This window comes from Paucibacter sp. JuS9 (assembly GCF_044043925.2).
GTDB lineage: Bacteria > Pseudomonadota > Gammaproteobacteria > Burkholderiales > Burkholderiaceae_C > JAUASW01.
On the sequence record NZ_CP194172.1, the window covers coordinates 1,906,116 to 1,932,803 of the forward strand.

Below are 26,688 nucleotides of genomic sequence, written 5' to 3' on the forward strand. Positions count from 1 at the left end.
TCGGCGACAATCCCGAGCTCATGCAGAACTTCGATTTGACTGTGGTAGGCGCCGGTGCAGCCGGCCTTTTTTGTGCCGGCATTGCGGGCCAACTGGGCCTGCGCGTGCTGCTGATCGACCATGCAGACAAGCTGGCCGAGAAGATCCGCATCTCCGGTGGCGGCCGTTGCAACTTCACCAACCGCGAAGCGACACCGGCCAATTTCCTCTCCGAGAACCCGAATTTCTGCCGCTCGGCCCTGGCCCGCTACACGCCCAGGGACTTCATCGAGCTGGTGCAGCGCCACGGGATCGCTTTCCACGAGAAGCACAAGGGCCAGCTGTTCTGCGACCACTCGAGCGAGCAGATCATCCAGATGCTGGTGAAGGAGTGCGATGCAGGCGGCGTTGAGCGCTGGCAGCCCTGCACCGTGGCCGACCTGCGCCCGGCCGCTGCAGGAGGATTCGAGATCGAGACCTCGCGGGGCCAGGTCTTGAGTCGCCGCGTCGTGGTCGCAACCGGCGGCCTCTCCATCCCGAAGATCGGCGCGAGCGACTGGGGTCTGCGCCTCGCGCAGCGCTTCGGACATCGCATCGTAGAACCTCGCCCTGCGTTGGTGCCGCTGACCTTTGCGCCGGAGGACTGGGCACCGTTCGCCGAGCTGGCCGGGCTCTCGCTGCCCGTTGAACTTTCATGCGGCCAAGGCAAGGCCAAGGGGCGCTTCCTGGAAGACCTGCTCTTCACTCACCGCGGGCTGAGCGGCCCGGCCATCCTGCAGATTTCCAGCTTCTGGACCGAGGGCCAGGACCTGCAGCTGGACCTGGCCCCCGAGACCGATCTCGCCGCCTCGCTGCGCGAATTGAAGGGCAATTCACGCCGACACCTCGGCAACGAGCTTGCTACGCTGCTGCCTTCACGCCTGGCGCAGGCCTGGATAGAACGGCTGAAGCTCGACGCCAGCCGCCCGATGCCGGAGTGCAAGGACAAGGACCTTCAGACGCTCGCCGATTCGCTGAAGCGCTGGACCTTGAAGCCCAATGGCAGCGAAGGCTGGCGCAAGGCCGAGGTGATGCGCGGCGGTGTCGACACCCGTGAACTCAGTTCGCAGAGCCTGGAGAGCCAGCGCGTGCCAGGCCTGCATTTCATTGGTGAAGTGGTCGACGTGACCGGCTGGCTGGGGGGCTACAACTTCCAGTGGGCCTGGGCCAGCGCGGCAGCCTGCGCGCGCGCGGCGGCGGCTCCTGTTTGAATTCCCAGGCGCATTTTGGCAATTGTTTGATTTTCGGGCTACAATCGCCGTCTTTGCTGGCAAAACCCTGCGCGTCGATTCGGTAGCGGAGAGTCCGGACCACCGCTTCAGAGGCTGCATCGTTGAATTCTCTCGATCAGGCCACTGGCGAACACCGAGCGCATTATTAGGAACCACTGTTTCATGACCACCATTCGCGTCAAAGAGAACGAGCCCTTCGATGTGGCTCTGCGCCGTTTCAAGCGCACCATCGAAAAACTGGGCCTGCTGACCGATCTGCGCGCCCGCGAGTTCTACGAGAAGCCCACGGCTGAGCGCAAGCGCAAGAAGGCTGCCGCCGTCAAGCGCCACTACAAGCGCGTGCGCAGCATGCAGCTGCCGAAGAAGCTGTACTGATTCTCTCCTTCGGGAATCATGAGCTTCACGTGGGCCTCAGGGTCCGCGAAGGAACAAAGCCCGCACAGGACGCTGCCGCGGGCTTTTTCTATTTCCGCTACAGAATCGACGCATTGAACAAGGAAGACCTGCCATGAGCTTGAAAGACCGCATCACCGAAGACATGAAGGCCGCGATGCGCGCCAAGGAAAGCGAGCGCCTGACCACCATCCGCATGCTGCTCGCTGCCGTGAAGCAAAAGGAAGTCGATGAGCGCATCGTGGTCGACGATGTGGCCCTGGTGGCCATCGTCGACAAGCTGATCAAGCAGCGCAAGGATTCGATCAGCCAGTTCACGGCCGCTGGCCGCATGGACCTGGCCGACAAGGAAACCGCCGAGCTCGCCGTGCTGGAAGCCTATCTGCCGCAGCGACTGTCGGCCGAAGAGATCAGCGCCGCGGTTGCCGCCATCGTGTCCGAACTCGGCGCCAAGGGCCCGGGCGACATGGGCAAGGTGATGGGCGCCGTCAAGGCTCAATTGGCTGGCAAGGCCGACATGGGCCTGGTGTCCGCTGCCGTCAAGGCCGCACTGGCACCGTAAGCACGAGGCTGCCATGACCCTGCCTCTTCAGCAGCTAGCCGCCGGCTTCTGCACCGCTCCGCAACTGACGCCCGAAGCAATGGCAGAAGCCGCCGCAGCCGGCTTCAAGACGGTGATCAACAACCGCCCGGATTTCGAGGGCGGCCCCGATCAGCCGACCAGCGCCGCGATGGCGGCCGCAGCCAATGCTGCCGGCCTTGAATACCGCCACCTGCCCGTGGCTGGCGGCTATCAGTCGCCGGAAGAGATCGCTGCCTTCCGTCAGCTGATCGACACCCTGCCGCGACCCATCCTCGCGTTCTGCCGTTCAGGCGCACGCTCGGGCCGCCTGTTCCAAGCCGCATCCAAGGGCTAACCCGCCTGGGACTTGCCCTAGGCGCACGCAGGCTTTCAGGCTGAGGTCAGCGCCCCCTCTTAAAGTCCCGCTTGTCTGCGCCACCAGCATCGTGCGGTGGCGCGCTTGCCCTGGATGGCGACCGACAAGGTCGCAGGAGATCGCGGTGTCTGCCCTACTCAAACTCTCAGGCCTCATCGACGGCCTGAATCGCTTCATTGGCCGATGGGTCATCTGGCTGATCCTGGCCTCGACGGCCATCAGTGCCGTCAATGCGGTCATCCGCAAGGCCTTCAACTACAGCTCCAACGCCTTCCTCGAGGTTCAGTGGTACCTGTTCGCGGCCTCCTTCATGATGGCGGCTGGCTACACGCTCTTGAACAACGAGCATGTGCGCATCGACGTGGTGGTGGGCCGCTTCTCCAAGCGCGTGCAGACCTGGCTTGATGTCTTCGGCTTTACCGTCTTCCTGCTTCCCCTGTGCGGCGTGGTGCTGTACCTCGGTGTGCCCTTCTTCCTGCAGGGCCTGCGCTCGGGCGAGATGTCCTCCAACGCCGGCGGGCTCATCATGTGGCCGGTCTACCTGATGATTCCCGTGGGCTTCAGCCTGCTGCTGCTGCAGGGCATCAGCGAGCTGATCAAGCGCATCGCGTTCCTGATGGGCCTGATTGACGACCCCACCAAGAAGGCCGAGACCAAGAGCGCCGAAGAGGAACTGGCCGAAGCCATCCGTCTGCAGGCCGAACAAGCAGCACGAAAGGCCTGAACATGGAATTCCTCGCTGCCAACCTCGCCCCCATCATGTTCGTGGGGCTGATCGTTTTCCTGCTGATGGGCTTCCCCGTCGCGTTCAGCCTGGGCGCCTGCGGCCTGTTCTTCGGTCTGGTCGGCATCGAGCTGGGCGTGCTGCCTGCCTCGCTGCTGCAGGCCCTGCCGCTGCGCATATTCGGCATCATGCGCAACGACACGCTGCTGGCGATCCCATTCTTCACCCTGATGGGGCTGATACTGGAGCGCTCCGGCATGGCCGAAGACCTGCTGGACACCATCGGCCAGCTGTTCGGCCCCATCCGTGGCGGCCTGGCCTTCGCTGTGATCTTCGTTGGCGCCCTGCTGGCGGCCACCACCGGCGTGGTCGCTGCCTCGGTGATCTCGATGGGCCTGATCTCGCTGCCCATCATGCTGCGCTACGGCTACGACCGCCGTGTGGCCTCTGGCGTGATCGCGGCCTCAGGCACGCTGGCCCAGATCATTCCACCCTCCCTGGTGCTGATCATCCTGGCCGACCAGCTCGGCAAGAGCGTTGGTGACATGTACAAGGGCGCCTTCGTGCCCGGCTTCCTGCTGACGGCCTTCTATACGCTTTACGTCGTCGGCATTGCCATCTTCCGGCCGAAATGGGTGCCGGCCCTGCCGCTGGAAGCGCGCTCCATCCGCGAGGACAACGGCAAGAGCGGCCTGCGCTCACTGGCCATCCTGACCCTGGTCTGCACCGCGGTCGCTATCTACTTCGGCCAGCACTATGCCCAGGTGCTGAGCTACTTCAAGGGTGAATCCATCGCCAGCGTGCCGACCGACGAAACCATCGTCGTGGCCCTGTCTGCGGGCGTAGGCCTGGCCTTCGTCGCGGCCGTGCTCAGCAAGGTCCTGAAGCTCGGCCTGCTGTCGCGCATCGCCGAGCGGGTCACCTTCGTCCTGATACCCCCGCTGGCGCTGATCTTCCTGGTCCTGGGCACCATCTTCCTCGGCATCGCCACACCCACCGAAGGCGGCGCCATGGGCGCGATGGGCGCCTTCCTGATGGCAGCCGCACGCGGCCGCATCTCGATGAAGCTGATGAGCCAGGCGCTGACGTCGACCACCAAGCTGTCCTGCTTCGTCGTCTTCATCCTGATCGGCTCCACGGTGTTCAGCCTGTCCTTCCAGGGCGTGGATGGTCCGCGATGGGTCGAACACCTGCTGACCGGCCTCCCGGGCGGGCAGCTCGGCTTCCTGATCTTCGTGAACCTGCTGATCTTCATCCTTGCCTTCTTCCTGGACTTCTTCGAGCTGTCCTTCATCGTGGTGCCGCTGCTGGCGCCGGTGGCCGAGAAGCTGGGCATCGACCTGATATGGTTCGGCGTGCTGCTGGGCGTGAACATGCAGACCTCGTTCATGCATCCGCCATTCGGCTTTGCGCTGTTCTACCTGCGCAGCGTGGCCCCGCTGAGCGACTACATCGACCGCCTGACCGGCAAAAAGGTGGAGCGCGTCACCACGGGCCAGATCTACTGGGGCGCCGTGCCCTTCGTGCTGATCCAGATCGTCATGGTGGGCCTGATCATTGCCTTCCCGGGCATCGTCTCCAGCGGCCTGGACAAGAAAGAGGTCTACGACATGGACAAGGTTCAGCGCGAGATGGAAGCCAATATGCCGCCGCCGGCCGAGCTGACCGTGCCGGATGCAGCCGATGCAGCCTCGGAGCCGGCATCGGCCGCTTCGTCGGCCGAGTCCGCTCCGGCGACTGCCGACGACGATCCGATGAAGGCGCTGGAAGAGGCGATGAAGAGGGAAAAGAAGTAGCCCGCGCGGCCTACCGCAGACCCAACAAAAAGGGCGACCACGAGGGTCGCCCTTTTTGTTTCGGTCCCACGCCTGCGAGAGGCACGGGACCAGCCCTGAATCTCAGAGCTTTTGCTTGGCCATGAAATTGTCGAAGCCGTTCTCGGCGAAGCGGAACCACAGCACCTGATCACGCTGGAAATTGCGCAGGTCGGCGTAGATCTTCTTCCATTCGGGGCTCTTGGCGCCGTTGGCTGCGAACACTTCCATGGAGGCCTTGAAGGAGGCTTCCAGCACCTGCTGCGAGAAAGGCAGGACCTTGGTCTTGGCGGCGTACAACTGCTTCAAGGCGATCGGGTTCAGAGCGTCGTACTTGGACAGCATGTCCACGCTGGCCAGTGCCGCGGCGGCCTCGATGATGGCCTTGTACTCTGGCGTCAGTGCATCCAGAGCCTTCTGGTTGATGAAGAAGTCGACTTCGGGGCCGCCTTCCCACCAGCCCGGGTAGTAGTAGAAGGGCGCGACCTTGTTGAAGCCGAGCTTCTGGTCGTCGTAGGGGCCCACCCATTCAGCCGCGTCAATCGTGCCCTTCTCCAGCGCCTGGTAGATCTCGCCACCTGGCAGGCTTTGCGGCACGGCGCCGAGCTTTTGCATCACTTCACCGACCAGGCCGCCGCCCAGGCGCATCTTCAGGCCCTTGAAGTCGGCCACAGACTTGATCTCCTTGCGGAACCAGCCGCCCATCTGCGTGCCGGTGTTGCCGCCGGCCAGGCTGGTCATGCCGTAATTGGCATAGAACTCGTTCATCAGCTTGCGCCCGTTGCCATGCGTCATCCATGCCGTCATCTGGCGCGCATTGAGGCCGAAGGGAATCGCCGAGCCCAGCGCAAACGCAGGGTTCTTGCCGTAGAAGTAGTAAGGCACGGTGTGGCACATCTCGACGGTGCCGTTCTGCACGCCGTCCACCACGCCGAACGGGGGCATCAGCTCGCCACCCGAGTGCACCGAGATCTCGAACTTGCCGCCCGACATGGCCTTCACGGCCTTGGAAAAAACCTCGGCGCCACCGTAAATGGTGTCCAGCGACTTCGGAAAACTCGAGGCCAGGCGCCAGCGCACATTGGCCTGCGCATGCACGACAGCCGGCGCGGCGCCGGCTGCGAGAACACCGGCAATACCGGCGCTGCGAACAAAGGAACGACGCTCCATCTCTTGTCTCCTGATGTGGGAAATGCAGTCTATAGCCGAACGATTCTAGGAGTCGTCCGGCACGGTCATTTCCCAGGAGAAACCCGGCGCATTGCCAGGCGCCGGCGTCAGGGCCGCGTCAGCTTTTTGCTAGCTCCGGCTCAGCTGCCGGCGAGCTTCATACGCGCCAGCAGCACCGAGCCGATGGTCTTGGTGCCGAGCGTGTAACGGTCGGTGCCAATGCCAACGATCTGCTGAAACATCTCGCGCAGATTGCCGGCAATCGTGACCTCGTGGACCGGGTAGGCGATCTCGCCGTTCTCGACCCAGTAGCCGCTCGCGCCGCGCGAGTAGTCGCCGGTCACGTAGTTCACGCCCTGCCCCATCAGCTCGGTCACGAAAAGCCCGGTCCCCAGGCGGCGCAACATGGTCTTCAGATCATCGCCGGGCGCGGTGAGGCGGCTGCTCATCACCAGGTTGTGTGAACCGCCGGCATGGCCGGTCGTGCGCATGCCCAGCTTGCGAGCCGAATAGGTGGAGAGGAAGTAGCCTTGCAGCACGCCAGCCTCGACCACACTGCGAGCGCGGGTGAGCACCCCTTCATCATCGAAGGGCGAGCTGCCCTTGCCACGTTGCACATGCGGGTCTTCAGAGATGTCGATATGCGATGCCATCACCGGCGTGCCCAGGCTGTCGAGCAGGAAGCTGGCCTTGCGATAGAGCGCGCCGCCGCTGGTGGCCTGCACCAGGGCGCCGAGCAGGCCGGCGGCCACGGTGCTTTCGAACAGCACAGGCACTTCAGCCGTCTTGACCTTGCGGGCCTTCAGGCGCGAAAGCGCTCGCTCGGCCGCGTAGCGGCCCACCGCCTCAGGCTTGGCCAGGTCGCCGGCCGCGCGCATCGAGCTGTACCAGGAGTCGCGCTGCATGCCGGCGCCGCGGCCGGCGATGGGCGCCACCGAGATCGAATGGCGCGAGCTCGCATAGCCGCCACTGAAACCGCGTGTGTTGCCAGATATGAAATGAGATTGCTGCGCCGAAACCGCGGCGCCTTCGGAGTTGGTGACGCGCGAATCGGTTGCAAAGGCCGCCGCCTCGCAGCGCAAGGCCAGTTCAGCGGCCTTCTCGGCGCTCAGGTCCCAGGGATGGAACAAGTCCAGCTCGGGACGGGAGGCTGAGTCAAGCGACAGGTCCTCCACATCCGGCAGGCCTGCCACCGGGTCTTCGGCCGTGAAGCGGGCGATGTCATAAGCGGCCCGCACCGTGTCCTTCAAAGCTTGCGGTGAGAAGTCCGAAGTCGAGGCGTTGCCGCGGCGCTGGCCCAGGTAGACCGAGATGCCCAGCGACTTGTCGCGATTGAGCTCCACATTCTCCAGCTCCCCCTTGCGCACCGAGACCGACAGCCCGCAGCCTTCGGACGCTTCCGCCCCGGCGTCGCTGGCGCCGAGCCGCTTGGCTTCGGCCAGCGCGTCCGCCACCAACTGGCGAAACTGGTCCGGCGAATAGGCGAATCCATGGGCGGCGGAAGACGGCTTGGAGCTGGGCATGGGGTTTGTCTGGAGGTGGGGCGCTTATCATACGGGCCCTTCCCATCGCCTTCTTTCTTCTCACCATGCGACACCACGAAGCCGAACCGGCGTCCGAAGACGACGACTTCGACCGCCCCAGCAAGAGCCAGAAGAAGCGCGACAGCCACGATCTGCAGGACCTCGGCGAGGACCTGCTGACCCTGCCGGCCAGCCGCCTGGAACCCTTGAACCTGCCCGAGATCCTGCTCGAGGCCATACGCGACGCCAAGAAGATCACCGCCCACGAAGGCCGGCGCCGCCAGATGCAGTACCTGGGCAAGCTGATGCGCCGCGAAGACCCGGAGCCGATCCGCGAAGCCGTGGCCGCCTTCAAGCTGGGCCATGCGCAAGACAGCCTCGCCCTGCACCAGGCCGAGCGCTGGCGCGAGCGCCTCTTGGGCAGCGACAACGAGCTGCAGGTCTTCATCGCCGAACACACCGGCACCGATGTGCAGCAATTGCGCAGCCTGGTGCGCGCTGCTCGCAAGGATGCGTCGGCTGCGCCTGAGCAACGCAGCGGCCGTGCGTTCCGCGAACTGTTCCAGTTCATCAAGAGCGCCCTGCTGAACAAGGCACAGGCCGATGAGTGAGCCCGTCCAGGTTGTGCGGATCGGCATCGTGTCGATCAGCGACCGTGCCTCGACCGGAGTCTATGAAGACAAGGGCCTGCCGGCGCTGCAGGCATGGCTCAGCAGCGCCCTGCTCAACCCGATTGAATTCCAGCCACGTCTGATTCCGGACGAGCGCCCGCTCATCGCCGCCACGCTGCGCGAGCTGGTTGATGAGGCCAGGTGCGATCTGGTGTTGACCACCGGCGGCACCGGCCCGGCGCTGCGCGACGTCACGCCCGAAGCCACGCTGGACGTGGCCGACCGCGAGATGCCCGGCTTTGGCGAGCAGATGCGCCAGATCTCCCTGCACTTCGTGCCCACCGCCATCCTCTCTCGCCAGGTGGCGGTGATACGCGGCCGGGCCTTGATCATCAACCTGCCCGGCCAGCCCAAGGCGATTGCAGAGACCTTGGCCGGGCACCCGGCCGCCAGTGGCATCTTTGCTGCCGTGCCGTATTGCATCGACCTGATCGGCGGCCCCTATCTTGAAACCCGCGAGGAGGTCTGCATGGCCTTCCGCCCGAAATCGGCGCAACGCCCCAACCAATCATGAAAATCACCAAGGACACCATCGTCACCATGCACCTGAAGGTGGCTGACGGCAAAGGCCAATTGATCGAAGCCTCCAAGGAGCCCATGGCCTGCCTGATCGGCGGCTATGGCAACACCCTGCCGGCCGTGGAAGAAGCGCTGGAAGGCCAGGAAGCCGGCTACCAGGTCACGCTGAACCTGACGCCCGACAAGGCCTTCGGCGAGCGCGATGAAGCGCTGGCTCGCACGCTGGCGAAGAAGGATTTCCCGCCCGGCGTCAAGGTCGGCGGCCAACTCGAACTGCGCGAAGGCGACGGCGAGTTCAAGCTCTACAACGTGGTCAAGATCAAGGGCGACACCGTGCTGCTGGATGGCAACCATCCGCTGGCTGGCATGACGCTGAAGGTCGCCATCAAGGTCGTGTCGGTTCGCGCCGCCACGGCCGAAGAAGTGGCACACGGCCATGCGCATGGCGCGCATGGCGTTCACCACTAAGCAGCGCGCTACTTGCTGACGAGCTGATTCAGCTTGTCAGCCTCGAAATGCTCGGTCAGCGCCGCATCCGCCGGGACGCAGTCCTTGCGGGCTGCGGAAGCCGACAGGGTCTCGATGGCCTTCCAAAGCAGCGCGATCTGGTGCTCATGACCGGCCGCGTTGTCGATCAAGCCCTTCATCGCTTGCGCCACCGGGTCATCGCCCGCGGTCACGCCGTAGGCCGAGAAGCCCATCTTGGCCGCCACCTCTTCACGCTTGGCATCGGCCTGCGCCTCGATGATGCGGGCCGGGTTGCCCACGGCCGTCGCACCGGCCGGCACCGGCCTTGTCACCACCGCGCCTGAGCCCACACGGGCACCAGCGCCGATCGTGAAGCCGCCCAGCACGCAGGCATTGGCGCCGATGATCACGCCGGCTTCCAGCGTCGGGTGCCGCTTGGCGCCCTTCACCAAGGCCGTGCCGCCCAGCGTCACACCCTGATAGATCGTGCAGCCGTCGCCGATCTCGGCCATCTCGCCGATGACGATGCCCATGCCGTGGTCGATGAAGACCCGGCGACCGATGGTGGCGCCCGGATGTATCTCGATGCCGGTCAGGAAGCGGCCGATGTTGGACAGGAATCGCCCCAGCCACTTCATGCCGTTGCGCCAGCACCAGTGTGAGAGGCGATGGATTTGCAGCGCATGCAGACCCGGATAACAGGTCAGCACCTCCCAGGTCGACCGGGCAGCCGGATCGCGCTCGAGGATGCAGGCGATGTCTTCGCGGAGGCGCTGGAACATGGACAGGTGTTTGCTATGAGGGCCGGCCAGTTTAGTTCCGACATCACATCCTTGCAGGATGTGAGTCTTCTCTGAAGCGCAAGCGCTTTTGCTATCGCCATCAACCCTTGTCGGTTGGGGCTTCTTTCGCCATCGCGCGAGCAATGCCACGCAGGATGTGGACCTCTTCGACGGTCAGCTGAGCGCGATTGAACAGCTGATTCAGACGCGGCATCAGTTTCTTGGGCGCCGCCGGGTCGAGGTAGCCAATCGCCTCCAGCGAGCTCTGCAAATGTGTGAGCAGGCCCTGCACTGCTCGAGCATCGGCGATGTTGGCGTCCGGCGTCCGCGGCGCCACCTCGAAGCCGCCCAGCGCCTGGCGCCAGTCATAGGCCAGCAATTGCACCGCCTGGGCGAGGTTGAGCGAGCCGTAGTCCGGATGCGTGGGAATCGACAGCACCGCGTGGCAGCGGTAGACGTCCTCATTGCTCATGCCATAGCGCTCGGAGCCGAAGACCAGGCCGAGCTTGTGGCCCGAGCTCGCCAACTCGGAGAACAGCGAGCGTGGCTCGCGCGTTGGCGGGCCGAAGTCGCGCGGCGTCATGGCCGTGGCGCAGGCGAAGCTGACGCCCTCCAGCGCCTCTTCCAGCGTCTCTGTGATGCGGGCCCGGGCCAGGATATCGGCCGCGCCGCTGGCCATGGCTACCGTCTCTTCCTGGCTCAAGACATCGGCAAACCGGGGCTTGACCAGCACCAGTTCGGAGAAGCCCATCACCTTCATCGCCCGCGCGGTGGCACCCACATTGCCCGGGTGGCTGGTCTGGATCAGGATGAATCGTGTGGATTCCACGGGCGCACTCATTGGGGATTTCCCGGCTCTCGGCTAAAATGCGCAATTATCCGTGGCACTCAATGCAGCCCAGCTGCCGCCACTCGCTCTTTCTTTTCGCCAGTCCACCTCTTATTTTTCGCCGCATTCCGTCGAAGGGTTCCAACGCATGACGCAAGCTTCACTCCATCCCATGCTCAATGTCGCCATCAAGGCGGCGCGCGCGGCCGGTGCAATCATCAACCGCGCTTCGATGGATCTCGACATCCTGAAAATCAACACGAAGGCACCCAATGACTTCGTGACCGAGGTGGACCAGGCCGCCGAAGAAGTGATCATCGAAACGCTTCTCCAGGCCTACCCCGACCACGGCATCCTCGCCGAAGAGTCGGGCCGCACTCGCGGCAACAAGACTTCCGAATTCGTCTGGATCATCGATCCGCTGGACGGCACCACCAACTTCATCCACGGTTTCCCGGTGTACTGCGTGTCGATCGCGCTGGCCCACCGCGGCGTGATCCAGCAGGCCGTGGTCTACGACCCGACCCGCAACGACCTGTTCTACGCCACCAAGGGCCGCGGCGCCTACCTGAACGACAAGCGCCTGCGCGTCTCCAAGCGCACCCGCATGAGCGACGCCCTGATCGGCACCGGCTTCCCCTTCCGCAAGGGCGACAACTTCAAGCGCTACGTGAAGATGTTCGAAGAGGTGATGCAGCAATGCGCCGGCCTGCGCCGGCCGGGCGCTGCGGCCCTGGACCTCTGCTACGTGGCAGCGGGCTACTACGACGCCTTCTTCGAAACCGGCCTGCAGCCCTGGGACCTGGCAGCCGGCTCGCTGATCGTCACCGAAGCCGGTGGCCTGATCGGCAATTTCACCGGCGAGAGCGACTACCTGTACCAGCGCGAAGTCGTGGCCGGCGGTCCGAAGATCTACGGCCAGCTCGTGCAGATCCTGACGCCCTACACCCGCGTGATCAAGGCCGAGGAAGAAACAGCGACCGCGGCGGCAGCCAAGCCGGCCGCCAAGAGCGCGGCCGAAGCTGTGGCCGAAGATGCGGCGCCCAAGAAGCGCGCAGCGGTGCGCATCAAGAAGTCGGACGACGGCGCGCCGGTCTAAACTTCCTCTCAAGACACCTGCCAAAGCCCTCTGTCGAGGGCTTTGTTCTTTCTTCGCCGCCCTGCCGATGAGCCAAGCTGCTGCCGCTTCCGCCGACTTTTCCGCCCACACGCCCGTGATGCAGCAATACCTGCGTCTCAAGTCCGCCCATCCGGACGACCTGGTGTTCTTCCGCATGGGCGACTTCTACGAGGTCTTCTACGACGACGCCCGCAAGGCCAACCAGCTGCTGGACATCACGCTGACCACCCGCGGCCAGAGCGGCGGCGAACCCGTGGTGATGGCGGGCGTGCCGGTGCATGCGCTGGAGTCGTATCTCGCCAAGCTGATCAAGCTGGGCGTGGCCGTGGCCATTGCCGAGCAGGTGGGCGATGTGGCCACGAGCAAGGGCCCGGTCGAGCGCAAGATCGTTCGCGTGGTCACGCCAGGCACGGTGACCGACAGCGAGCTGCTGGCGGACAAGCAGGATTCGGTGCTGCTGGCGGTGACGACTCAGGGCAAGACCTTTGGCCTGGCCTGGCTGTCGCTGACCCAGGGCCAGATCGGCCTGTCGGAATGCAAGGAGGCCGAGCTGCCTTCGTGGCTGGCGCGGCTTGCACCCGCTGAAGTGCTGGTGGACCGAGAGCGCCAGCCCGGCGCCGTGCTGGTGGCGCGCCTGCCAGTGACCAACCGGCCGAGCTGGCAGTTCGACTCTCAGCTCGGCGCCCGCAAGCTCTGCGAGCAGCTCGGCGTGGCCAGCCTGGCTGGCTTCAATGCGCAAGAGCTGACCGCCGCGCAGGCCGCAGCAGCCGCGCTCTTGAGCTTTGCCGAGCACACGCAAGGCCGCGCGCTGGCCCATGTGAAGTCCTTGCAGGTGCAGCGCAGCTCCGAGCTGCTGGATCTGCCGCCGGCCAGCCAGCGCAACCTCGAACTCACGCAGACCCTGCGCGGCGAAACCTCGCCCACCCTGCTCTCGCTGCTGGACAGCTGCCGCACCGGCATGGGCAGCCGCGCGCTGCGCCAGTGGCTCCTGCACCCCAAGCGCGAACGCGCCGAGGCCATGGCCCGACACGGGGCCATCGATGCACTGATGCGCAGCGGCTTCGAGCGGCTGCGCGACTCGCTGCGCCATGTGTCTGATGTCGAGCGCATTGCCGCCCGCATCGCCCTGCGCCAGGTGCGCCCGCGCGAGCTGACCGGCTTGCGCGCCACGCTGCAGGCCCTGCCGCAGTTGCAAGCCACGCTGCCCGCCGGCTCGCCGCTGATCGACCAGATGGCCGAAGGCCTGCGTGCCTCGCCACACATCGAAGAACTGCTGCGCCACGCGATTGCCGAAGAGCCGGCCGTGCTGATGCGCGACGGCGGCGTGATCGCCACCGGCTTCGATGCCGAGCTGGACGAGCTGCGCGGCATCCAGAACAACTGCGACGCCTTCCTGCTCGACCTGGAAACCCGTGAGCGCGCCCGCACGGCAATAGCCAACCTGCGAGTCCAGTACAACAAGGTCCATGGCTTCTACATCGAGGTCACGCAGGGCCAGGTCGACAAGGTGCCGATGGACTACCAGCGCCGCCAGACCCTGAAGAACGCCGAGCGCTACATCACGCCGGAGCTGAAGGCTTTCGAAGACAAGGCGCTGTCGGCCAACGAGCGAGCGCTGGCACGCGAGAAGTATCTGTACGAGCTGGTGATCGACCAGCTCAATGAGGAGCTGCAGCCCCTGACCCGCCTGGGCCGCGCATTGGCAAGCCTGGATGCGCTGGCTGCGCTGGCCGAACGCGCCGCCACCTTGAACTGGTGCCGGCCGGAATTCGTCAGCCAGCCCTGCATCGAGATCCTCGGCGGCCGCCATCCGGTCGTCGAAATGCGCTTGCGAGAAACGGGCGCTGGTGAGTTCATGGCGAATGACTGCCGGCTCGATGCGCGCACCCGCATGCTCGTGATCACCGGCCCGAACATGGGCGGCAAGAGCACCTTCATGCGCCAGGTGGCGCTGATTGCGCTGCTGGCCGCCATCGGCAGTTTCGTGCCGGCGACCAGCTGCCGCCTTGGACCGATCGACGCGATCCACACCCGCATCGGAGCGGCGGACGACCTGGCCAACGCGCAGTCGACCTTCATGATGGAGATGACCGAGGCCGCCGCCATCCTGCACAGCGCGACGGACGCCTCCCTGGTGCTGATGGACGAGATCGGCCGCGGCACGTCCACATTCGACGGCCTCGCCCTGGCCGGCGCCATCGCCAGCCATCTGCATGACAAGTGCAAGGCCTTCACGCTGTTTGCCACGCACTATTTCGAACTGACCGAGTTCCCGACCAAGCACAGCCAGGCAAGCAACTGCCATGTCGGGGCGGCGGAGAGTGGCGACGACATCGTCTTCCTGCATGAGATCCAACCAGGGCCGGCCAGCCGCAGCTACGGCGTGCAGGTCGCCCGCCTGGCCGGCATGCCCACGAGCCTGGTGCGCCAGGCGCGCGCCACGCTCGAAGCGCTGGAAAACAAGGCCAGCGAAGGCGTGCAGCAGATCGACCTGTTCGCCGCGCCGCCGCCGGAAAACCCGGTCGCTGTCGCTGCCGAGACCCATGCCTTGCTCGATGCCGTGCATGATCTGGATCCCGATGCCATGACGCCCCGCGAGGCACTCGAGGCGCTGTACCGCCTGAAGACCCTCACGAAATGATGAGTTCCAACACCCTTGTCTTCACGCATGCCAATGGCTTTCCCGCTGGCTGCTATCGCACGCTGTTCGAGATCTGGCGCCAGGCCGGCTGGCACGTTCATGCCTTGCCGATGGTCGGCCACGATCCGGCCTACCCGGTCACCAGCAACTGGCCGCATCTGCGTGATCAGCTGATCCATTTCATCGAGGACGAGGTCAAGCCGCCTGGCCCGGTGATGCTGGTCGGGCATTCGCTGGGCGGAGCTCTGAGCATGCTGGCGGCCTGCCGCCGGCCCGAGCTGGCCGCAGGGCTCCTGATGATCGACTCTCCAGTCGTGAGCGGCTGGCGGGCCCACAGCATCCAGGTGATGAAGGCGATGCGGCTGATGCACAAGGTCTCGCCGGGCAAGGTCTCGAGCCAGCGCCGCTACCAATGGCCCAGCCGCGAGGCGGTGCAGCAGCATTTTGCTTCCAAGCACAAGTTCGCCCGCTGGGACCCGCGCGTGCTGGCCGACTACGTAGCGAGCGGCTTCGTCGAGCGCGAGGGGCAGATCGAGCTGGCCTTCCGGCGCGAGGTCGAGACCAAGATCTACGACACGCTGCCGCACAACGTCGACCGCATCCTGCACCGCCATGCGCCCAGATGCCCGGTCGCTTTCATCGCTGGCACCAGGTCTGAAGAGCTGCGCCAGGCCGGCATGGCGGCCTCGAAAGCGCTGGCCCGCCGCCATTTTGAGTGGATGGAAGGCACGCATCTGTTTCCCTTCGAGAAGCCGGACGAGACGGCGGCCCTGGTGCTGCGCATGCTGGGTGAATTGCAGGATGACTCGCGGGTGCTTGCCAGCGCATCGCTATAATCGCAATTTCCCACTACAGCGTCCCGCACGGCCGGGCGCTGCAAGCAATGACCAAGTACGTCTTCGTCACCGGCGGTGTGGTGTCCTCTCTCGGCAAGGGCATTGCATCGGCCTCTCTGGCTGCCATCCTCGAATCGCGCGGCCTCAAAGTCACCCTCATCAAGCTGGACCCGTACATCAACGTCGATCCAGGCACGATGTCCCCCTTCCAGCACGGCGAAGTCTTTGTCACTGACGACGGCGCGGAAACCGACCTGGACCTGGGCCACTACGAACGCTTCATCACGACAAGGATGAAGAAGAGCAACAACTTCACCACCGGACAGATCTACATGTCGGTGCTGGAGAAGGAGCGCCGTGGTGACTACCTGGGCAAGACTGTGCAGGTGATTCCGCACATCACCAACGAAATGCAGGAATTCATCCGCCGCGGCGCTGGCCACGGCACGCCGGATGCAGTCGATGTGGCCATCGTTGAAATCGGCGGCACCGTCGGCGACATCGAGTCGCTGCCCTTCCTGGAAGCCGCACGCCAGATGAGCCTGAAGGCCGGGCCGAACAATGTCGCCTTCGTCCACCTGACCTACGTGCCCTGGATCGCCGCCGCTGGCGAGCTCAAGACCAAGCCCACCCAGCACACGGTGCAAAAGCTGCGCGAAATCGGTATCCAGCCGGACGCGCTGCTGTGCCGCGCCGACCGCCGAATCCCTGACGACGAGCGCGAGAAGATTTCGCTGTTCACCAACGTCGCCGAGTACGGCGTGATTTCCATGTGGGACGTCAACACCATCTACAAGGTGCCCCGCATGCTGCATGAGCAGGGCCTGGACCAGCTGATCTGCACCAAGCTGCAGCTCAACACCAAGTCCGCCGACCTGAAGCGTTGGGACCACCTGGTGCACGAGGTCGAGAACCCGGCCAAGCAGGTCACCATCGCCATGTGCGGCAAGTACACCGACCTGTCGGACTCGTACAAGTCGCTGAACGAGGCCCTGCGCCATGCCGGCATCCACAACCATGCCGGCGTGAAGATCGAGTACGTCGATTCCGAGTTGCTCACCAAGGACAACATCGACCAGCTCCAGCAGTTCGACGCCATCCTGGTGCCCGGCGGCTTCGGCAAGCGCGGCGTGGAAGGCAAGATCCTGGCGGCCCAATATGCCCGCGAGCACAAGATTCCCTACCTCGGCATCTGCCTCGGGATGCAGGTCGCGACCATCGAGTACGCCCGCCACATGGCCGGCCTCGAGGGCGCGAACTCCACCGAGTTCGACCCGGCCACACCGCACCCGGTGATCGCCCTGATCGACGAATGGCAGGACGCCGACGGCACGATCCAGAAGCGCGACGAGAAAAGCGACCTGGGCGGCACGATGCGCCTCGGCGCGCAGAGCTCGGACGTCAAGAGCGGCACGCTGGCGCATGACATCTACGGCCCGGTCGTGTCCGAGCGTCACCGCCACCGCTTTGAAGCCAACGAGCACTACCTCGACCGCTTGCAGGAAGCCGGCCTGGTGATCTCGGCCATCACCCAGCGCGAAAAACTCACCGAAATGGTCGAGCTGCCGCGCACGGTGCACCCCTGGTTCGTCGGTGTGCAGTTCCACCCCGAGTTCAAGTCCACGCCCTGGGACGGCCATCCGCTGTTCACCGCCTTCATCAAGGCAGCGCTGGAACACAAGAAGGGCTGAACGCCTTGGACCGCCCTGCGCTGTTCATCAATTGCTCAGCAAGATGTTCAGCGCAGGTAACGGATCGCTGGCAGGATGCGGCCCGAACAGATTTTTTGACTCTTGGAGACTTTTGAATGAGCGCCATTGTTGACATCGTCGGTCGCGAGATCCTGGACAGCCGCGGCAACCCTACCGTCGAATGCGACGTGCTGCTCGAGTCGGGCGTGATGGGCCGCGCGGCCGTGCCCTCGGGCGCCTCCACCGGCTCGCGTGAAGCCATCGAGCTGCGCGACGGCGACAAGAGCCGCTACCTTGGCAAGGGCGTGTTGAAGGCCGTCGAGCACATCAACACCGAAATCTCCGAAGCCGTGCTGGGCCTGGATGCTGCCGAGCAGGCCTTCCTGGACAAGACCCTGATCGACCTCGATGGCACCGAGAACAAGAGCCGCCTGGGCGCCAACGCGATGCTGGCCGTCTCTATGGCCGTGGCCCGCGCCGCCGCTGAAGAATCCGGCCTGCCGCTGTACCGCTACTTCGGCGGCATGGGCTCGATGCAGCTGCCGGTGCCGATGATGAACGTCATCAACGGCGGCGCCCACGCGAACAACTCGCTGGACCTGCAAGAGCTGATGATCATCCCCGTTGGCGCACCGTCGTTCCGCGAAGCACTGCGCTGGGGCGCCGAGGTCTTCCACGCGCTGAAGAAGATCCTGCACGACAAGCACATCAGCACGGCAGTGGGCGACGAAGGCGGCTTCGCGCCCAGCGTCGAAAGCCATGAAGCCGCGATCCAGATGATCCTGGACGCCATCGACAAGGCCGGCTACACCGCCGGCGAGCAGATCGCCATCGGCCTGGACTGCGCCGCCAGCGAGTTCTACAAGGACGGCAAGTACGTGCTCGAAGGCGAAGGCGGCATCAGCCTCACGTCGCAGGAGTGGACCGACATGCTGGCCACCTGGTGCGACAAGTACCCGATCATCTCGATCGAAGACGGCATGGCCGAAGGCGACTGGGGCGGCTGGAAGATCCTGACCGACCGCTTGGGGCACAGCGTGCAGATCGTCGGCGACGACCTCTTCGTCACCAACACCAAGATCCTGAAGGAAGGCATCGACAAGGGCATTGCCAACTCGATCCTGATCAAGATCAACCAGATCGGCACCCTGACCGAAACCTTCGCCGCCATCGAAATGGCCAAGCGCGCTGGCTACACGGCCGTGATTTCGCACCGCTCGGGTGAAACCGAAGACTCGACGATCTCGGACATCGCGGTCGGCACCAATGCCGGCCAGATCAAGACGGGTTCTCTGAGCCGCTCGGACCGCATGGCCAAGTACAACCAGCTGCTGCGCATCGAAGAAGACCTCGGTGACATCGCGACCTACCCGGGCCGCGCCGCCTTCTACAACTTGCGCTGAGCCAAGGCTACACTCCGGCGCGTGAGAGTTCTTAGCGTCATCCTCGCTGCCTTCCTCTTGCTGATCCAGGGTCAACTCTGGTTCGGCAAGGGCGGCATCGGCCGCGGGGTGCAATTGCGCGAGGAGCTGCGCGTGGCGGAAGCCGCCAACGACAAGGCACGTGCGCGCAACGCGCAGCTCGAAGCCGAGCTGCGCGACCTGCGCGAAGGCCTGGAGATGGTCGAGGAAAAGGCCCGCTTCGAGCTGGGCATGGTCAAGCCCGACGAAATCTTCGTCCAGGTTCTGCGCTGACACCTCGCCTGGTTCGCGATGGACGCCCTGCTGCTCTCGCTGCAACCACTGTTTGCGTCCGCGTTTGAATTGCTGGGCAGCCCGATCACCTGGGCCGAGCTCATTGCCTTCGTGCTCGCGGTCTGGATGGTGATCTGCAATATGCGGGTCCATGCGCTGGCCTGGCCGCTCGCGTTCATCAGCTCACTGCTCTACTTCCTGCTGTTCTGGAGCGGCAAGCTCTACGGTGAAGCCTCGCTGCAGCTGGTGTTTGCCGCACTCTCCATCTGGGGCTGGTGGCAATGGCTGCGTGGCACGGCCGACGACGGTAGCGCGCTGCGCGTTCGACTCCTGAGCCCTCGCGGTCGCCTCACCGCGATTGCACTGACGCTGCTGGCCTGGCCTGCACTCGGCCTGTTCCTGGCCCGCCAGACCGATTCCACCGTGCCCTACTGGGACGCCTTCCCCACCGTCGCCAGCCTGCTCGGCCAATGGCTGCTGGGCCGCAAGTACCAAGAGAACTGGAGCGTATGGATCATCGTCAACACGGTCAGCGTGGCGCTGTTCGCCTACAAGGGCTACTGGTTGACGGTGGTGCTCTACGCTGTGTTCATCCCCATGTCGATGGCCGGCTGGCGCGCCTGGCAGCGCCAGCTGATCAAGACGGCCCATGCCTGATCGCGGTCCACCGCTGATCGTCGCCATCGTCGGCGCCGAGAGCAGTGGCAAGTCAACGCTTGCACAGGCCTTGCATGAAAGGCTCTCGGCGGAGGGCTTGCGATGTGCCCTGATCGGCGAATGGCTGCGCGACTGGTGCTCGCATGAGGGGCGCACGCCGCGCCAGGAGGAGCAGGCCGGCATCGCTGCCGAGCAGGCTCGTCGCATCGAGCTGGCCGGCCAGTCGCACGAGCTGGTCATCTGCGACACCACCCCGCTGATGACGGCGGTCTACAGTGAATTCATCTTCGGCGACCGCTCCCTTTACAGCGAAGCGCTGCGCTTCCAGCAGCACTGCTCGCTGACGCTGCTCACGGCACTGGACCTGCCCTGGGTGGCCGATGGGCATCAACGCCAGAGTCCGGAAGTACAGGCGCCGGTCGACGCCCTGATCCGGCGTAGCCTGCTGGACGCGGGACTGGCCTGGTCGCTCATCGGTGGCCATGGGGAAAGGCGCCTGGAAGCCGCGCTGGACGTGCTCTCGCCCCTGCTCGCCCGGCCGGATCGAACGGCCGGCCTGTTCAGCCGCCTGCAGGCGCAGCAGGCCGCGCAAAAGCCCTGGCGCTGGCCGTGCGAGCAGTGCGACCAGCCCGAGTGCGAACATCGCTTGCTCGCAGAGCGCCCCCGCTGAACACGATCCGCCGCTCCGACACAAAGGGCAAACGTTTGGTCCCTAGAATCTGCAGTTCCGCCGCCCGGATGTCGTCCATGCTGAAGCCCCTTCTTCGCCGCCCCCTGTCTCTTGCGCTTGCCGCCGCCGTGCTCGCCGGCTGTGCCACACGGCAGGAAGTGCCGACCGCGCCGGTCAACGTGCGCCTCCTGGCAATCAATGATTTCCATGGCAATGTGATGCCGCCTCGCGAGGGCATCGCCCTGCCGGATCCGGGCAATCCGGGCAAGAAGATTCACGTCAATGCCGGTGGCGCCGAGCACATGGCCACCTTGGTCAAGCAACTGCGGGATGGCCAACGCCACAGCGTCTTCGTCGCGGCCGGAGATCTGGTGGGCGCCAGCCCACTGCTGTCGGCGCTTTTCAATGACGAGCCGACCATCCGATCGCTGAGCCTGATGGGGCTGGAGCTGAGCGCGGTCGGCAATCACGAGTTCGACAATGGCCTGGACGAACTGCTGCGCAAGCAGAACGGCGGCTGCCATCCCAAGGACGGCTGCAAAGGCCCCGAGCCCTTCAAGGGCGCTGGCTACAAGTACCTGGCCGCCAGCACCATCAACCTGAAGACCGGCAAGCCCGTGCTGCCGCCCTACGAGATCCGGCGCTTCGACGGCATCCCGGTGGCCTTCATCGGCATGGCGCTGCGCGGCACGCCGGAGCTGATCAGCCCGGCCGCGGCGCAAGGCCTGCGCTTTGACGATGAAGTCGAGACGGTCCACAAGCTGCTGCCCGAACTGCGGACCCAGGGCGTGGAAGCCTTTGTGCTGCTGATCCATGAAGGCGGCTACCCGAGCGGCGGCCCCAATGAATGCCCCAGTCTGTCGGGCGCCATTGTCGGCCTGGTGAAGAAGCTGGATCCGGCGGTTGGCCTGGTGATCAGTGGCCACACCCACCGCTCCTATGTCTGCCGCTTCGACGGCCGCCTGGTGACCAGTGCAGAGCGCTATGGCACGCTGGTTTCCGCCATCGACCTCAAGCTCGACCCCAAGACCCGCAAGCTCATCTCGGCTGAAGCGCGCAACGAAGTGGTCGACACTGCGCTCTACGCCAAGGACCCTGAGCAGACCAGCCTCCTGGCTGCCTACCAAGCGCAGTCTGCTTCACTGATCAATCGGGTGGTTGCCCGCATCCACGAAACCATCGCGCAGGAGGCTGACCGCACCGGCGTCAGCCCCATGGGCCAGCTGATTGCCGATGCCTACCTGGATGCCACCGCGGCGCCCGAACAGGGCGGCGCCCACCTTGCCTTGGTCAACCAGACCGGCGTGCGCCGCGGCCTGGTTCTGCGTGGTGATGGTTCGATCACATTTGGCGACGTCTATGCCGCCCAGCCCTTCAAGAACGAACTGGTCACCGTGAGCCTGACCGGCGAGGAACTGCGCCGGGTGCTGGAGCAGCAATGGCGCCCGCCCACCCAGCGCAATTCGCCACTGCCGGTGTCCAAGGGCTTCAGCTACAGCTGGGACGGCAAGCGACCCGTGGGCCAGCGCGTACTGCCCGAGACCATGATGCTGAACGGCAAGCTGATCGATCCAAAGGCGATCTACCGCGTCACGACCAATGACTATCTGAGCACCGGTGGCGACGGCTACACCAGCTTTGCTGCCGGCAAGGCGCCTCAGATCGGTCGCTCCGACCTGGAAGTGGTGATCGAGTATCTCGAGAAGACCGGCGAACCGGTGCGCGCGCCCCTCATGGACCGGGTGCGTCGCATCGACTGACGACACGGCAGCTGGCCCGGTGCGGCGCGGCGCCGGGGCGGGACTTACTGCATCGTGCTGCTGCCGCCGGACTGCGCCGCCTTGTCCGAGAACAGCTCACCCACATCGACGGCGTCGAAGCTGTATTGCAAGCCGCAGAAGTCGCAACCCACTTCCACGTCGCCGCGTTCGGCCAGCACCGAGTCGATTTCCTCGCGACCCAGGCCCTTGAGCATCTGGCCCACTCGCGGGCGCGAGCAACTGCAGGCAAAGCGCGGCTCGGTGGGCTCAAAACGCTGCAGACCCTCCTGCCAGTAGAGCCGACGCAGCAAGGTGTCTGCATCCAGCGTCAGGAGCTCCTCGCGCGTCAGCGATGAAGCCAGCGTGGCCATGCGATTGAAGGCGTCGGCGATGTCTTCGGCACTGGCCTTCTTGCCCTGCAGATTGCCTTCGCCTTCGATCGGCAGATGCTGAATCAGCAGACCTGCGGCGATCTCGTCGTTCGCGGCCAGGACCAGCTTGGTATCGAGCTGCTCGGACTGCAGCATGTAGTTGCCGAGCACATCCGCAAGGCTTTGCAGCGGCTCATGCTCCTGGCCGTGCAGCGACACCACGCCCTGGTAGGGCTGCTGGCCCGGCAGCTTGTTCAGCGGGTCCAGCGTGATCGCGCAGCGGCCCTTGCCATGGACATTGAGCATTTGCTGCAAGCCGGCGCCGGCCGGCACGTCGCCCACCACCTTGGCGGTGGCGCGAAAAGTGAGGTCAGGCCGGGCCTCGGCCACGATCAGCTTCAGGGGGCCATCGCCCATCACCTGCATCACCAGCGAACCATTGAACTTGATGTTGGCCTGCATCAGCACGCTGGCCGCCGTCATTTCGCCGAGCAGCTCGCGCACCTCGGTCGGAAAGGCACCACTGGACTCGCGTCGCTTCAGCACCTCGCGCCACCCTTCGGTCAGACGCACCAGCAGGCCGCGCACCGGCAGACCTTCAAACAAGAATTTGTGCAATTCACTCATTCGGCAATCTTCTTCAATTCGGCCGCATAGCGGCGGCCATTCGCGATGTAGTGTTCGGCGCTGGCCTTGAACCCGGCCATTTGCTCGGCGGTCAATTCGCGTACCACCTTGGCAGGGCTGCCCATGATCAGCGAGCCGTCCGGGAACTCCTTGCCTTCGGTAACCAGCGAGCCGGCACCCACCAGGCAGTTCCTGCCGATGCGCGCGCCGTTCAGCACCACGGCGCCGATGCCGATCAGGGAATAGTCGCCAACCGTGCAGCCATGCAGCATGACCTGGTGGCCCACCGTGACGCCTTCGCCCAGCGTGAGCGGAAAACCGTGGTCGGCATGAAGCACCGAGCCATCCTGGACATTGCTGCCGCGGCCGATATGCAGGGAATCGGAATCGCCACGCAAGACCGCGTTGAACCAGATGCTGACATCTTCCGCCAGCGTCACGCGGCCGATCACCTGCGCACTCTCGGCCACCCAGGCCGAGTCGGCGACATCGGGCTGCCACTCGCCCAGTTGATAAACGGCCATTGCTTGTGCTCCCGACACGCGCAGGGCTGACGCCGCGCAAAGTAACGATTTTACGGACGGATCCTTGAGTTCAGGTCTGCAGCGCAGTCAACTCCGCTTCATCGAAGCCAGCCAAGCGCCGGGCCTCCAGATTGAACGGTGCCCGCAGCTTCGGCGCTTCGTACTTCTCCGCCAGCTCGGCGTAGGTGCTGACAGGATCCAGGCCACGCTGCTGGCACAGGTATCGGTACCAGCGATTGCCGCAGGCGACGTGCCCGATCTCGTCGCGCAGGATCAGGTCCAGGATTTCACCGGCCCGGTGGTCGCCGGCACCCACGAGCTTGCGTTTCACGGCCGGCGAGGCGTCCAAGCCCCGTGCTTCCAGCGTGCGCGGCACCAGTGCGATGCGCGCCAGGATGTCGTGCTTGGTGCGCTCGGCCATTTCCCAAAGCGCGTTGTGCGCATCGAAGGAGCCGTAGTCGAAACCCATCGCGACCAGGTGCTCACGCAAGAGCGTGAAGTGCAGCGCTTCTTCCTTGGCGATGGCCACCCAGTCGCGGTAGAACTGCTCGGGCATGCCATCGAAGCGCCAGCAGACGTCAACGGCCAGATCGACCGCGTTCAGCTCGATGTGCGCGATGGAGTGGATCAGCGCGGCACGACCTTCGACGGTGCGCAGCGACCCATGCGTCAAGCCCTTGTGCGTCACCAGCACCGGCCTGGCCGGACGCCCCGGAATGCCTGCTGGCTCAACGAGTCTTGCAGCCGCATCGACAGGCTGGGAAGCATCCAGCGCAAGGGCCAGGCGAACCTTTTCAAGCGCGTCTCGCTCCAGCAGTGGCGCCAGTGTGCTTTCTCTCAGGGAACTCATCCGCCGATTGTAGAAAAGCTAGAACAGATCGCCCGATTGCGGACCCTCGTCTGCCGGCTTGTCAGTCTTCGGTGCCGCGCCTGGCCTCGACCTGGCCTGGCGCGCCTTCAGCATCCGGGCCTTGGGGTTTGTGGATGCCTCGCGCCACTCGTCGGCAAACATGTCGGGCGCTGACGCCCAGGCCTTGGGCTCGGGCAAGTCCTTCCATGGCAAGGGCTCGGGATAGGCATGCAAGAGCTCGGCAGGATACTGAACAAGGTACTTCTCCGCCTCCTCGTTCGAGCAGTGCAGCCAGTCGTCGTAGTCCCTTTCATGCAGGATCACTGGCATGCGCTTCTCGTCTTGCGGCGCATGAAAGCGCCGGTAGAGGGCGTGGTCGTCTGCGTTCACCGTCAGCATGGTGAAACTCAGGATTTCCTGGCCCTTGGCGTCGTGCCAGACGCCCCACAGGCCGGCCACGCCGATGGGGCCGCCGTCCAGCCGCTTGATCGCCCACCGAACCGGATCCCCCGACTCATAGCATGGCTCGTACAGCAGCTCGGCCGGTATCACGCAGCGGTGCTCGGTTTGCCAAGCCTTCCTGAAGCTTGGCTTGCTCGTCTTCGTTTCGGAGCGGCAGTTGTAGGTCTTGCGACCAAAGGCCAGGTTCTCGGCCCACTCCGGCAGCAGTCCGAACAGGCCGATGAGGCAGGCCTTGGCCAATTGCTCACGATGGCTGGCACGGACAATGAACGGCGCCTGCATGCCCACGGCCGTGAACTCGGGCGGCTCCACCTCGTCAGGGCGGACCACGCCAAAGTGCGCGAGCAGGCGATCCTGCAGCGTGACCGGCTTGTAGTTTGAGCACATGCTTTGGCATTCTTCAACGACAGGACCCCATGCTAGCGGCTCCTCCTGCGCACCCGTACGCACCCGTGCGGGCAGTTTCCTGCAAGCACGGCCGCGCCCAGGTAAAATGCGCTCCGTGATCCAACGCCTTGTCGCCATCCTGATGCTGAGCCTGCTCTTCCTGAGCGCAGGCACGGCCGTTGCCGGGCCCGAATTGGGCGTTGGCAGCACGCTGCAAGTCGCGCTGGACGATGGCAGGGACGGCAGCGACGATATGAACGGCGGCGAAGCCGGCTTTGAAGCATCGGAAGCCGTCACCGCCCCAGGCGCCAGCCTGATCCCGCGCAGTGCCTTCTGCCTGCCCGCCCAAGCCGACAGCCCGCTGCCGGCCGCGCCCTTCCTCAAAGGGCCCAAGCGCCCACCACGCGCGGCCTGAATCAGCGCCGCCCGGCCGTCGCCTAGCGCGCCTGGCCTATCCTTGCCCTTACCTTCACTTGCCTCGTCGGCGCCCGACCGTTGTCCAGAGCCCTTGGCTCAGGCCGCCTCGGACGCCAACCACCCGAACCCATGGAACTGCTGCTCGACCCCAACCTCTGGATCGCCTTTGCGATGTTGACCGCCCTGGAAATCGTCCTGGGCATCGACAACATCATCTTCATCTCCATCCTGGTGGGCCGGCTTCCGCCCGAACAGCGCGACAAGGCTCGTCGCCTGGGCCTGGGCTTTGCAATGGCCTCGCGCCTGGCACTCTTGTTCTCGCTCAGCTGGGTGATGGGCCTGACCGACGACCTGTTCACGGTCCTCGGCCAGGGCATCAGCGGGCGCGACCTGGTGCTGCTGCTGGGTGGCCTGTTCCTGCTCTACAAGGCTTCGCACGAGATCTTCGTGGAGGTCGAGGCCAGGGAACAGGACGGCCCGCCGCCCGCCGATGCGGCCGCCTTGAAGGCCGCGGGCAAGAAGGCCTTCTGGATGGTGATCGGCCAGATCGCGATCATCGACATCGTGTTCTCGCTGGATTCGGTGATCACCGCCGTGGGCATGGTCGACCAGATCTGGGTGATGGTGGCGGCCGTGGTGGTCTCGGTGCTGATGATGCTGGTGGCAGCCAAGCCGATCGGTGAGTTCGTCGACCGCCATCCTTCGGTCAAGGTGCTGGCGCTGGCCTTCCTGGTGATGGTGGGCATGGCGCTGACGGCCGAAGCCTTCGACCAGCATGTGCCCAAGGGCTACATCTACGCGGCCATGTGCTTCTCGCTGGCCGTCGAAGCCCTGAACATCCGCGCCCGCGCCAAGCGCCGGGCCAAGGCTTGAATCTCTCGAACCCCTTTGTCTTCAAAC

General features: G+C 64.9%; 28 protein-coding genes. 20 read left to right on the plus strand and 8 right to left on the minus strand.

Annotated elements, in window-relative coordinates:
- The first annotated feature begins 20 nt into the window (after positions 1-20).
- The 6 genes from ABT392_RS08450 (at position 21) to ABT392_RS08475 (ending at position 5,101) form a co-directional block, all read left to right on the plus strand.
- Positions 21-1,229, plus strand: coding sequence for a BaiN/RdsA family NAD(P)/FAD-dependent oxidoreductase (locus tag ABT392_RS08450; protein WP_395386033.1), 1,209 nt, complete (start codon positions 21-23; stop codon positions 1,227-1,229).
- 183 nt (positions 1,230-1,412) lie between these two features.
- Complete coding sequence (gene rpsU / locus ABT392_RS08455) at positions 1,413-1,625, plus strand: 30S ribosomal protein S21 (RefSeq protein ID WP_007833691.1); 213 nt, start codon at positions 1,413-1,415, stop codon at positions 1,623-1,625.
- 133 nt (positions 1,626-1,758) lie between these two features.
- A complete protein-coding gene (locus ABT392_RS08460) occupies positions 1,759-2,205 on the plus strand; it encodes a GatB/YqeY domain-containing protein (protein WP_334276624.1) in 447 nt (148 codons plus the stop codon).
- A 13-nt stretch (positions 2,206-2,218) separates the two neighbouring features.
- A complete protein-coding gene (locus ABT392_RS08465; RefSeq protein WP_395386032.1) occupies positions 2,219-2,560 on the plus strand; it encodes a protein tyrosine phosphatase family protein in 342 nt (113 codons plus the stop codon).
- A gap of 145 nt (positions 2,561-2,705) precedes the next feature.
- Positions 2,706-3,305: a TRAP transporter small permease subunit gene (locus ABT392_RS08470; protein WP_395386031.1), complete on the plus strand. Its 600-nt coding sequence runs from the start codon at positions 2,706-2,708 to the stop codon at positions 3,303-3,305.
- A 2-nt stretch (positions 3,306-3,307) separates the two neighbouring features.
- Positions 3,308-5,101, plus strand: coding sequence for a TRAP transporter large permease (locus ABT392_RS08475; RefSeq protein WP_395386030.1), 1,794 nt, complete (start codon positions 3,308-3,310; stop codon positions 5,099-5,101).
- A gap of 102 nt (positions 5,102-5,203) precedes the next feature.
- On the opposite strand, the gene ABT392_RS08480 is transcribed toward ABT392_RS08475, so the two are convergent.
- Together ABT392_RS08480 and pmbA are read right to left on the minus strand one after the other, a co-directional pair.
- Positions 5,204-6,289: a TRAP transporter substrate-binding protein gene (locus ABT392_RS08480; protein ID WP_334276619.1), complete on the minus strand. Its 1,086-nt coding sequence runs from the start codon at positions 6,287-6,289 to the stop codon at positions 5,204-5,206.
- A 140-nt stretch (positions 6,290-6,429) separates the two neighbouring features.
- Positions 6,430-7,812 carry a metalloprotease PmbA gene (gene pmbA / locus ABT392_RS08485; protein WP_334276618.1) on the minus strand — a complete coding sequence of 461 codons (1,383 nt, stop codon included), beginning with the start codon at positions 7,810-7,812 and terminating at the stop codon, positions 6,430-6,432.
- A 65-nt stretch (positions 7,813-7,877) separates the two neighbouring features.
- On the opposite strand from pmbA, the gene yjgA reads away from it, so the two are divergent.
- From yjgA to ABT392_RS08500, 3 genes are read left to right on the plus strand one after another with little or no spacing between them, the layout of a single operon-like run.
- On the plus strand, positions 7,878-8,423 hold the full coding sequence (gene yjgA / locus ABT392_RS08490; protein ID WP_395386029.1) for a ribosome biogenesis factor YjgA: 546 nt from the start codon (positions 7,878-7,880) through the stop codon (positions 8,421-8,423).
- Positions 8,416-8,997, plus strand: coding sequence for a molybdopterin adenylyltransferase (gene mog / locus ABT392_RS08495; protein WP_395386028.1), 582 nt, complete (start codon positions 8,416-8,418; stop codon positions 8,995-8,997). The genes yjgA and mog overlap by 8 nt, the downstream gene beginning before the upstream one ends.
- Positions 8,994-9,470, plus strand: a complete 477-nt coding sequence (locus ABT392_RS08500) for an FKBP-type peptidyl-prolyl cis-trans isomerase (protein ID WP_334276614.1) — start codon at positions 8,994-8,996, stop codon at positions 9,468-9,470. Before mog ends, ABT392_RS08500 begins: the two co-directional genes overlap by 4 nt.
- 8 nt (positions 9,471-9,478) lie before the next feature.
- Here the strand turns inward: ABT392_RS08500 and cysE are convergent, their stop codons facing one another.
- Both cysE and ABT392_RS08510 read right to left on the minus strand, forming a co-directional pair.
- Positions 9,479-10,252, minus strand: coding sequence for a serine O-acetyltransferase (cysE, locus tag ABT392_RS08505; protein WP_334276612.1), 774 nt, complete (start codon positions 10,250-10,252; stop codon positions 9,479-9,481).
- A 100-nt stretch (positions 10,253-10,352) separates the two neighbouring features.
- Entirely contained in the window at positions 10,353-11,093 is a 741-nt protein-coding gene (locus tag ABT392_RS08510) for an RNA methyltransferase (RefSeq protein WP_395386027.1), read from the minus strand.
- Between the two features lie 136 nt (positions 11,094-11,229).
- On the opposite strand from ABT392_RS08510, the gene ABT392_RS08515 reads away from it, so the two are divergent.
- From ABT392_RS08515 to ABT392_RS08555, 9 genes are all read left to right on the plus strand, one after another.
- Complete coding sequence (locus ABT392_RS08515) at positions 11,230-12,180, plus strand: inositol monophosphatase family protein (protein WP_395386026.1); 951 nt, start codon at positions 11,230-11,232, stop codon at positions 12,178-12,180.
- 67 nt (positions 12,181-12,247) lie between these two features.
- A complete protein-coding gene (gene mutS / locus ABT392_RS08520) occupies positions 12,248-14,842 on the plus strand; it encodes a DNA mismatch repair protein MutS (RefSeq protein WP_334276607.1) in 2,595 nt (864 codons plus the stop codon).
- Positions 14,839-15,678, plus strand: a complete 840-nt coding sequence (locus ABT392_RS08525; protein ID WP_464970951.1) for an alpha/beta fold hydrolase — start codon at positions 14,839-14,841, stop codon at positions 15,676-15,678. Before mutS ends, ABT392_RS08525 begins: the two co-directional genes overlap by 4 nt.
- 47 nt (positions 15,679-15,725) lie before the next feature.
- Positions 15,726-17,369, plus strand: coding sequence for a CTP synthase (locus tag ABT392_RS08530; RefSeq protein WP_395386024.1), 1,644 nt, complete (start codon positions 15,726-15,728; stop codon positions 17,367-17,369).
- Between the two features lie 116 nt (positions 17,370-17,485).
- Positions 17,486-18,772, plus strand: a complete 1,287-nt coding sequence (gene eno, locus ABT392_RS08535) for a phosphopyruvate hydratase (protein WP_395386023.1) — start codon at positions 17,486-17,488, stop codon at positions 18,770-18,772.
- A gap of 21 nt (positions 18,773-18,793) precedes the next feature.
- Entirely contained in the window at positions 18,794-19,063 is a 270-nt protein-coding gene (gene ftsB, locus ABT392_RS08540; RefSeq protein WP_334276602.1) for a cell division protein FtsB, read from the plus strand.
- Between the two features lie 18 nt (positions 19,064-19,081).
- Positions 19,082-19,720, plus strand: a complete 639-nt coding sequence (gene pnuC / locus ABT392_RS08545) for a nicotinamide riboside transporter PnuC (RefSeq protein ID WP_334276601.1) — start codon at positions 19,082-19,084, stop codon at positions 19,718-19,720.
- Positions 19,713-20,390, plus strand: coding sequence for an ATP-binding protein (locus ABT392_RS08550; protein WP_334276600.1), 678 nt, complete (start codon positions 19,713-19,715; stop codon positions 20,388-20,390). Before pnuC ends, ABT392_RS08550 begins: the two co-directional genes overlap by 8 nt.
- Before the next feature lie 77 nt (positions 20,391-20,467).
- Positions 20,468-22,150 (plus strand): bifunctional metallophosphatase/5'-nucleotidase, encoded by a 1,683-nt coding sequence (locus ABT392_RS08555; protein ID WP_395386022.1) that lies wholly within the window; start codon positions 20,468-20,470, stop codon positions 22,148-22,150.
- A gap of 44 nt (positions 22,151-22,194) precedes the next feature.
- Here the strand turns inward: ABT392_RS08555 and hslO are convergent, their stop codons facing one another.
- The 4 genes from hslO to ABT392_RS08575 form a co-directional block, all read right to left on the minus strand.
- Positions 22,195-23,148 (minus strand): Hsp33 family molecular chaperone HslO, encoded by a 954-nt coding sequence (gene hslO / locus ABT392_RS08560; protein WP_395386021.1) that lies wholly within the window; start codon positions 23,146-23,148, stop codon positions 22,195-22,197.
- Positions 23,145-23,672, minus strand: coding sequence for a gamma carbonic anhydrase family protein (locus ABT392_RS08565; protein WP_395386020.1), 528 nt, complete (start codon positions 23,670-23,672; stop codon positions 23,145-23,147). The genes hslO and ABT392_RS08565 overlap by 4 nt, the downstream gene beginning before the upstream one ends.
- 70 nt (positions 23,673-23,742) lie before the next feature.
- Positions 23,743-24,522, minus strand: a complete 780-nt coding sequence (locus ABT392_RS08570) for a ferritin-like domain-containing protein (RefSeq protein ID WP_334276594.1) — start codon at positions 24,520-24,522, stop codon at positions 23,743-23,745.
- Positions 24,523-24,540: 18 nt separating this feature from the next.
- Entirely contained in the window at positions 24,541-25,371 is an 831-nt protein-coding gene (locus ABT392_RS08575; protein WP_395386019.1) for an SOS response-associated peptidase, read from the minus strand.
- 115 nt (positions 25,372-25,486) lie between these two features.
- Here ABT392_RS08575 and ABT392_RS08580 point away from each other — a divergent pair, with 115 nt between their 5' ends.
- Together ABT392_RS08580 and ABT392_RS08585 are read left to right on the plus strand one after the other, a co-directional pair.
- A complete protein-coding gene (locus ABT392_RS08580; RefSeq protein WP_334276590.1) occupies positions 25,487-25,786 on the plus strand; it encodes a hypothetical protein in 300 nt (99 codons plus the stop codon).
- 131 nt (positions 25,787-25,917) lie between these two features.
- Entirely contained in the window at positions 25,918-26,661 is a 744-nt protein-coding gene (locus tag ABT392_RS08585) for a TerC family protein (RefSeq protein ID WP_334276589.1), read from the plus strand.
- The last annotated feature ends 27 nt before the right edge of the window (positions 26,662-26,688 follow it).

What these genes read in the sequence shown, in the direction of transcription:
- ABT392_RS08450 (WP_395386033.1), top strand. Translation starts at nt 21, where the DNA reads ATGCAGAACTTCGATTTGACTGTGGTAGGCGCCGGTGCAGCCGGCCTT.
- ABT392_RS08460 (WP_334276624.1), top strand. Translation starts at nt 1,759, where the DNA reads ATGAGCTTGAAAGACCGCATCACCGAAGACATGAAGGCCGCGATGCGC.
- hslO (WP_395386021.1), bottom strand. Translation starts at nt 23,148, where the DNA reads ATGAGTGAATTGCACAAATTCTTGTTTGAAGGTCTGCCGGTGCGCGGC.
- ABT392_RS08525 (WP_464970951.1), top strand. Translation starts at nt 14,839, where the DNA reads ATGATGAGTTCCAACACCCTTGTCTTCACGCATGCCAATGGCTTTCCC.
- ABT392_RS08465 (WP_395386032.1), top strand. Translation starts at nt 2,219, where the DNA reads ATGACCCTGCCTCTTCAGCAGCTAGCCGCCGGCTTCTGCACCGCTCCG.
- mog (WP_395386028.1), top strand. Translation starts at nt 8,416, where the DNA reads ATGAGTGAGCCCGTCCAGGTTGTGCGGATCGGCATCGTGTCGATCAGC.
- ABT392_RS08565 (WP_395386020.1), bottom strand. Translation starts at nt 23,672, where the DNA reads ATGGCCGTTTATCAACTGGGCGAGTGGCAGCCCGATGTCGCCGACTCG.
- ABT392_RS08515 (WP_395386026.1), top strand. Translation starts at nt 11,230, where the DNA reads ATGACGCAAGCTTCACTCCATCCCATGCTCAATGTCGCCATCAAGGCG.
- ABT392_RS08555 (WP_395386022.1), top strand. Translation starts at nt 20,468, where the DNA reads ATGCTGAAGCCCCTTCTTCGCCGCCCCCTGTCTCTTGCGCTTGCCGCC.
- ABT392_RS08510 (WP_395386027.1), bottom strand. Translation starts at nt 11,093, where the DNA reads ATGAGTGCGCCCGTGGAATCCACACGATTCATCCTGATCCAGACCAGC.
- eno (WP_395386023.1), top strand. Translation starts at nt 17,486, where the DNA reads ATGAGCGCCATTGTTGACATCGTCGGTCGCGAGATCCTGGACAGCCGC.
- ABT392_RS08550 (WP_334276600.1), top strand. Translation starts at nt 19,713, where the DNA reads ATGCCTGATCGCGGTCCACCGCTGATCGTCGCCATCGTCGGCGCCGAG.
- ABT392_RS08570 (WP_334276594.1), bottom strand. Translation starts at nt 24,522, where the DNA reads ATGAGTTCCCTGAGAGAAAGCACACTGGCGCCACTGCTGGAGCGAGAC.
- pmbA (WP_334276618.1), bottom strand. Translation starts at nt 7,812, where the DNA reads ATGCCCAGCTCCAAGCCGTCTTCCGCCGCCCATGGATTCGCCTATTCG.
- mutS (WP_334276607.1), top strand. Translation starts at nt 12,248, where the DNA reads ATGAGCCAAGCTGCTGCCGCTTCCGCCGACTTTTCCGCCCACACGCCC.
- ABT392_RS08575 (WP_395386019.1), bottom strand. Translation starts at nt 25,371, where the DNA reads ATGTGCTCAAACTACAAGCCGGTCACGCTGCAGGATCGCCTGCTCGCG.
- cysE (WP_334276612.1), bottom strand. Translation starts at nt 10,252, where the DNA reads ATGTTCCAGCGCCTCCGCGAAGACATCGCCTGCATCCTCGAGCGCGAT.
- rpsU (WP_007833691.1), top strand. Translation starts at nt 1,413, where the DNA reads ATGACCACCATTCGCGTCAAAGAGAACGAGCCCTTCGATGTGGCTCTG.
- ABT392_RS08475 (WP_395386030.1), top strand. Translation starts at nt 3,308, where the DNA reads ATGGAATTCCTCGCTGCCAACCTCGCCCCCATCATGTTCGTGGGGCTG.
- ABT392_RS08500 (WP_334276614.1), top strand. Translation starts at nt 8,994, where the DNA reads ATGAAAATCACCAAGGACACCATCGTCACCATGCACCTGAAGGTGGCT.
- pnuC (WP_334276601.1), top strand. Translation starts at nt 19,082, where the DNA reads ATGGACGCCCTGCTGCTCTCGCTGCAACCACTGTTTGCGTCCGCGTTT.
- ABT392_RS08585 (WP_334276589.1), top strand. Translation starts at nt 25,918, where the DNA reads ATGGAACTGCTGCTCGACCCCAACCTCTGGATCGCCTTTGCGATGTTG.
- yjgA (WP_395386029.1), top strand. Translation starts at nt 7,878, where the DNA reads ATGCGACACCACGAAGCCGAACCGGCGTCCGAAGACGACGACTTCGAC.
- ABT392_RS08480 (WP_334276619.1), bottom strand. Translation starts at nt 6,289, where the DNA reads ATGGAGCGTCGTTCCTTTGTTCGCAGCGCCGGTATTGCCGGTGTTCTC.
- ABT392_RS08530 (WP_395386024.1), top strand. Translation starts at nt 15,726, where the DNA reads ATGACCAAGTACGTCTTCGTCACCGGCGGTGTGGTGTCCTCTCTCGGC.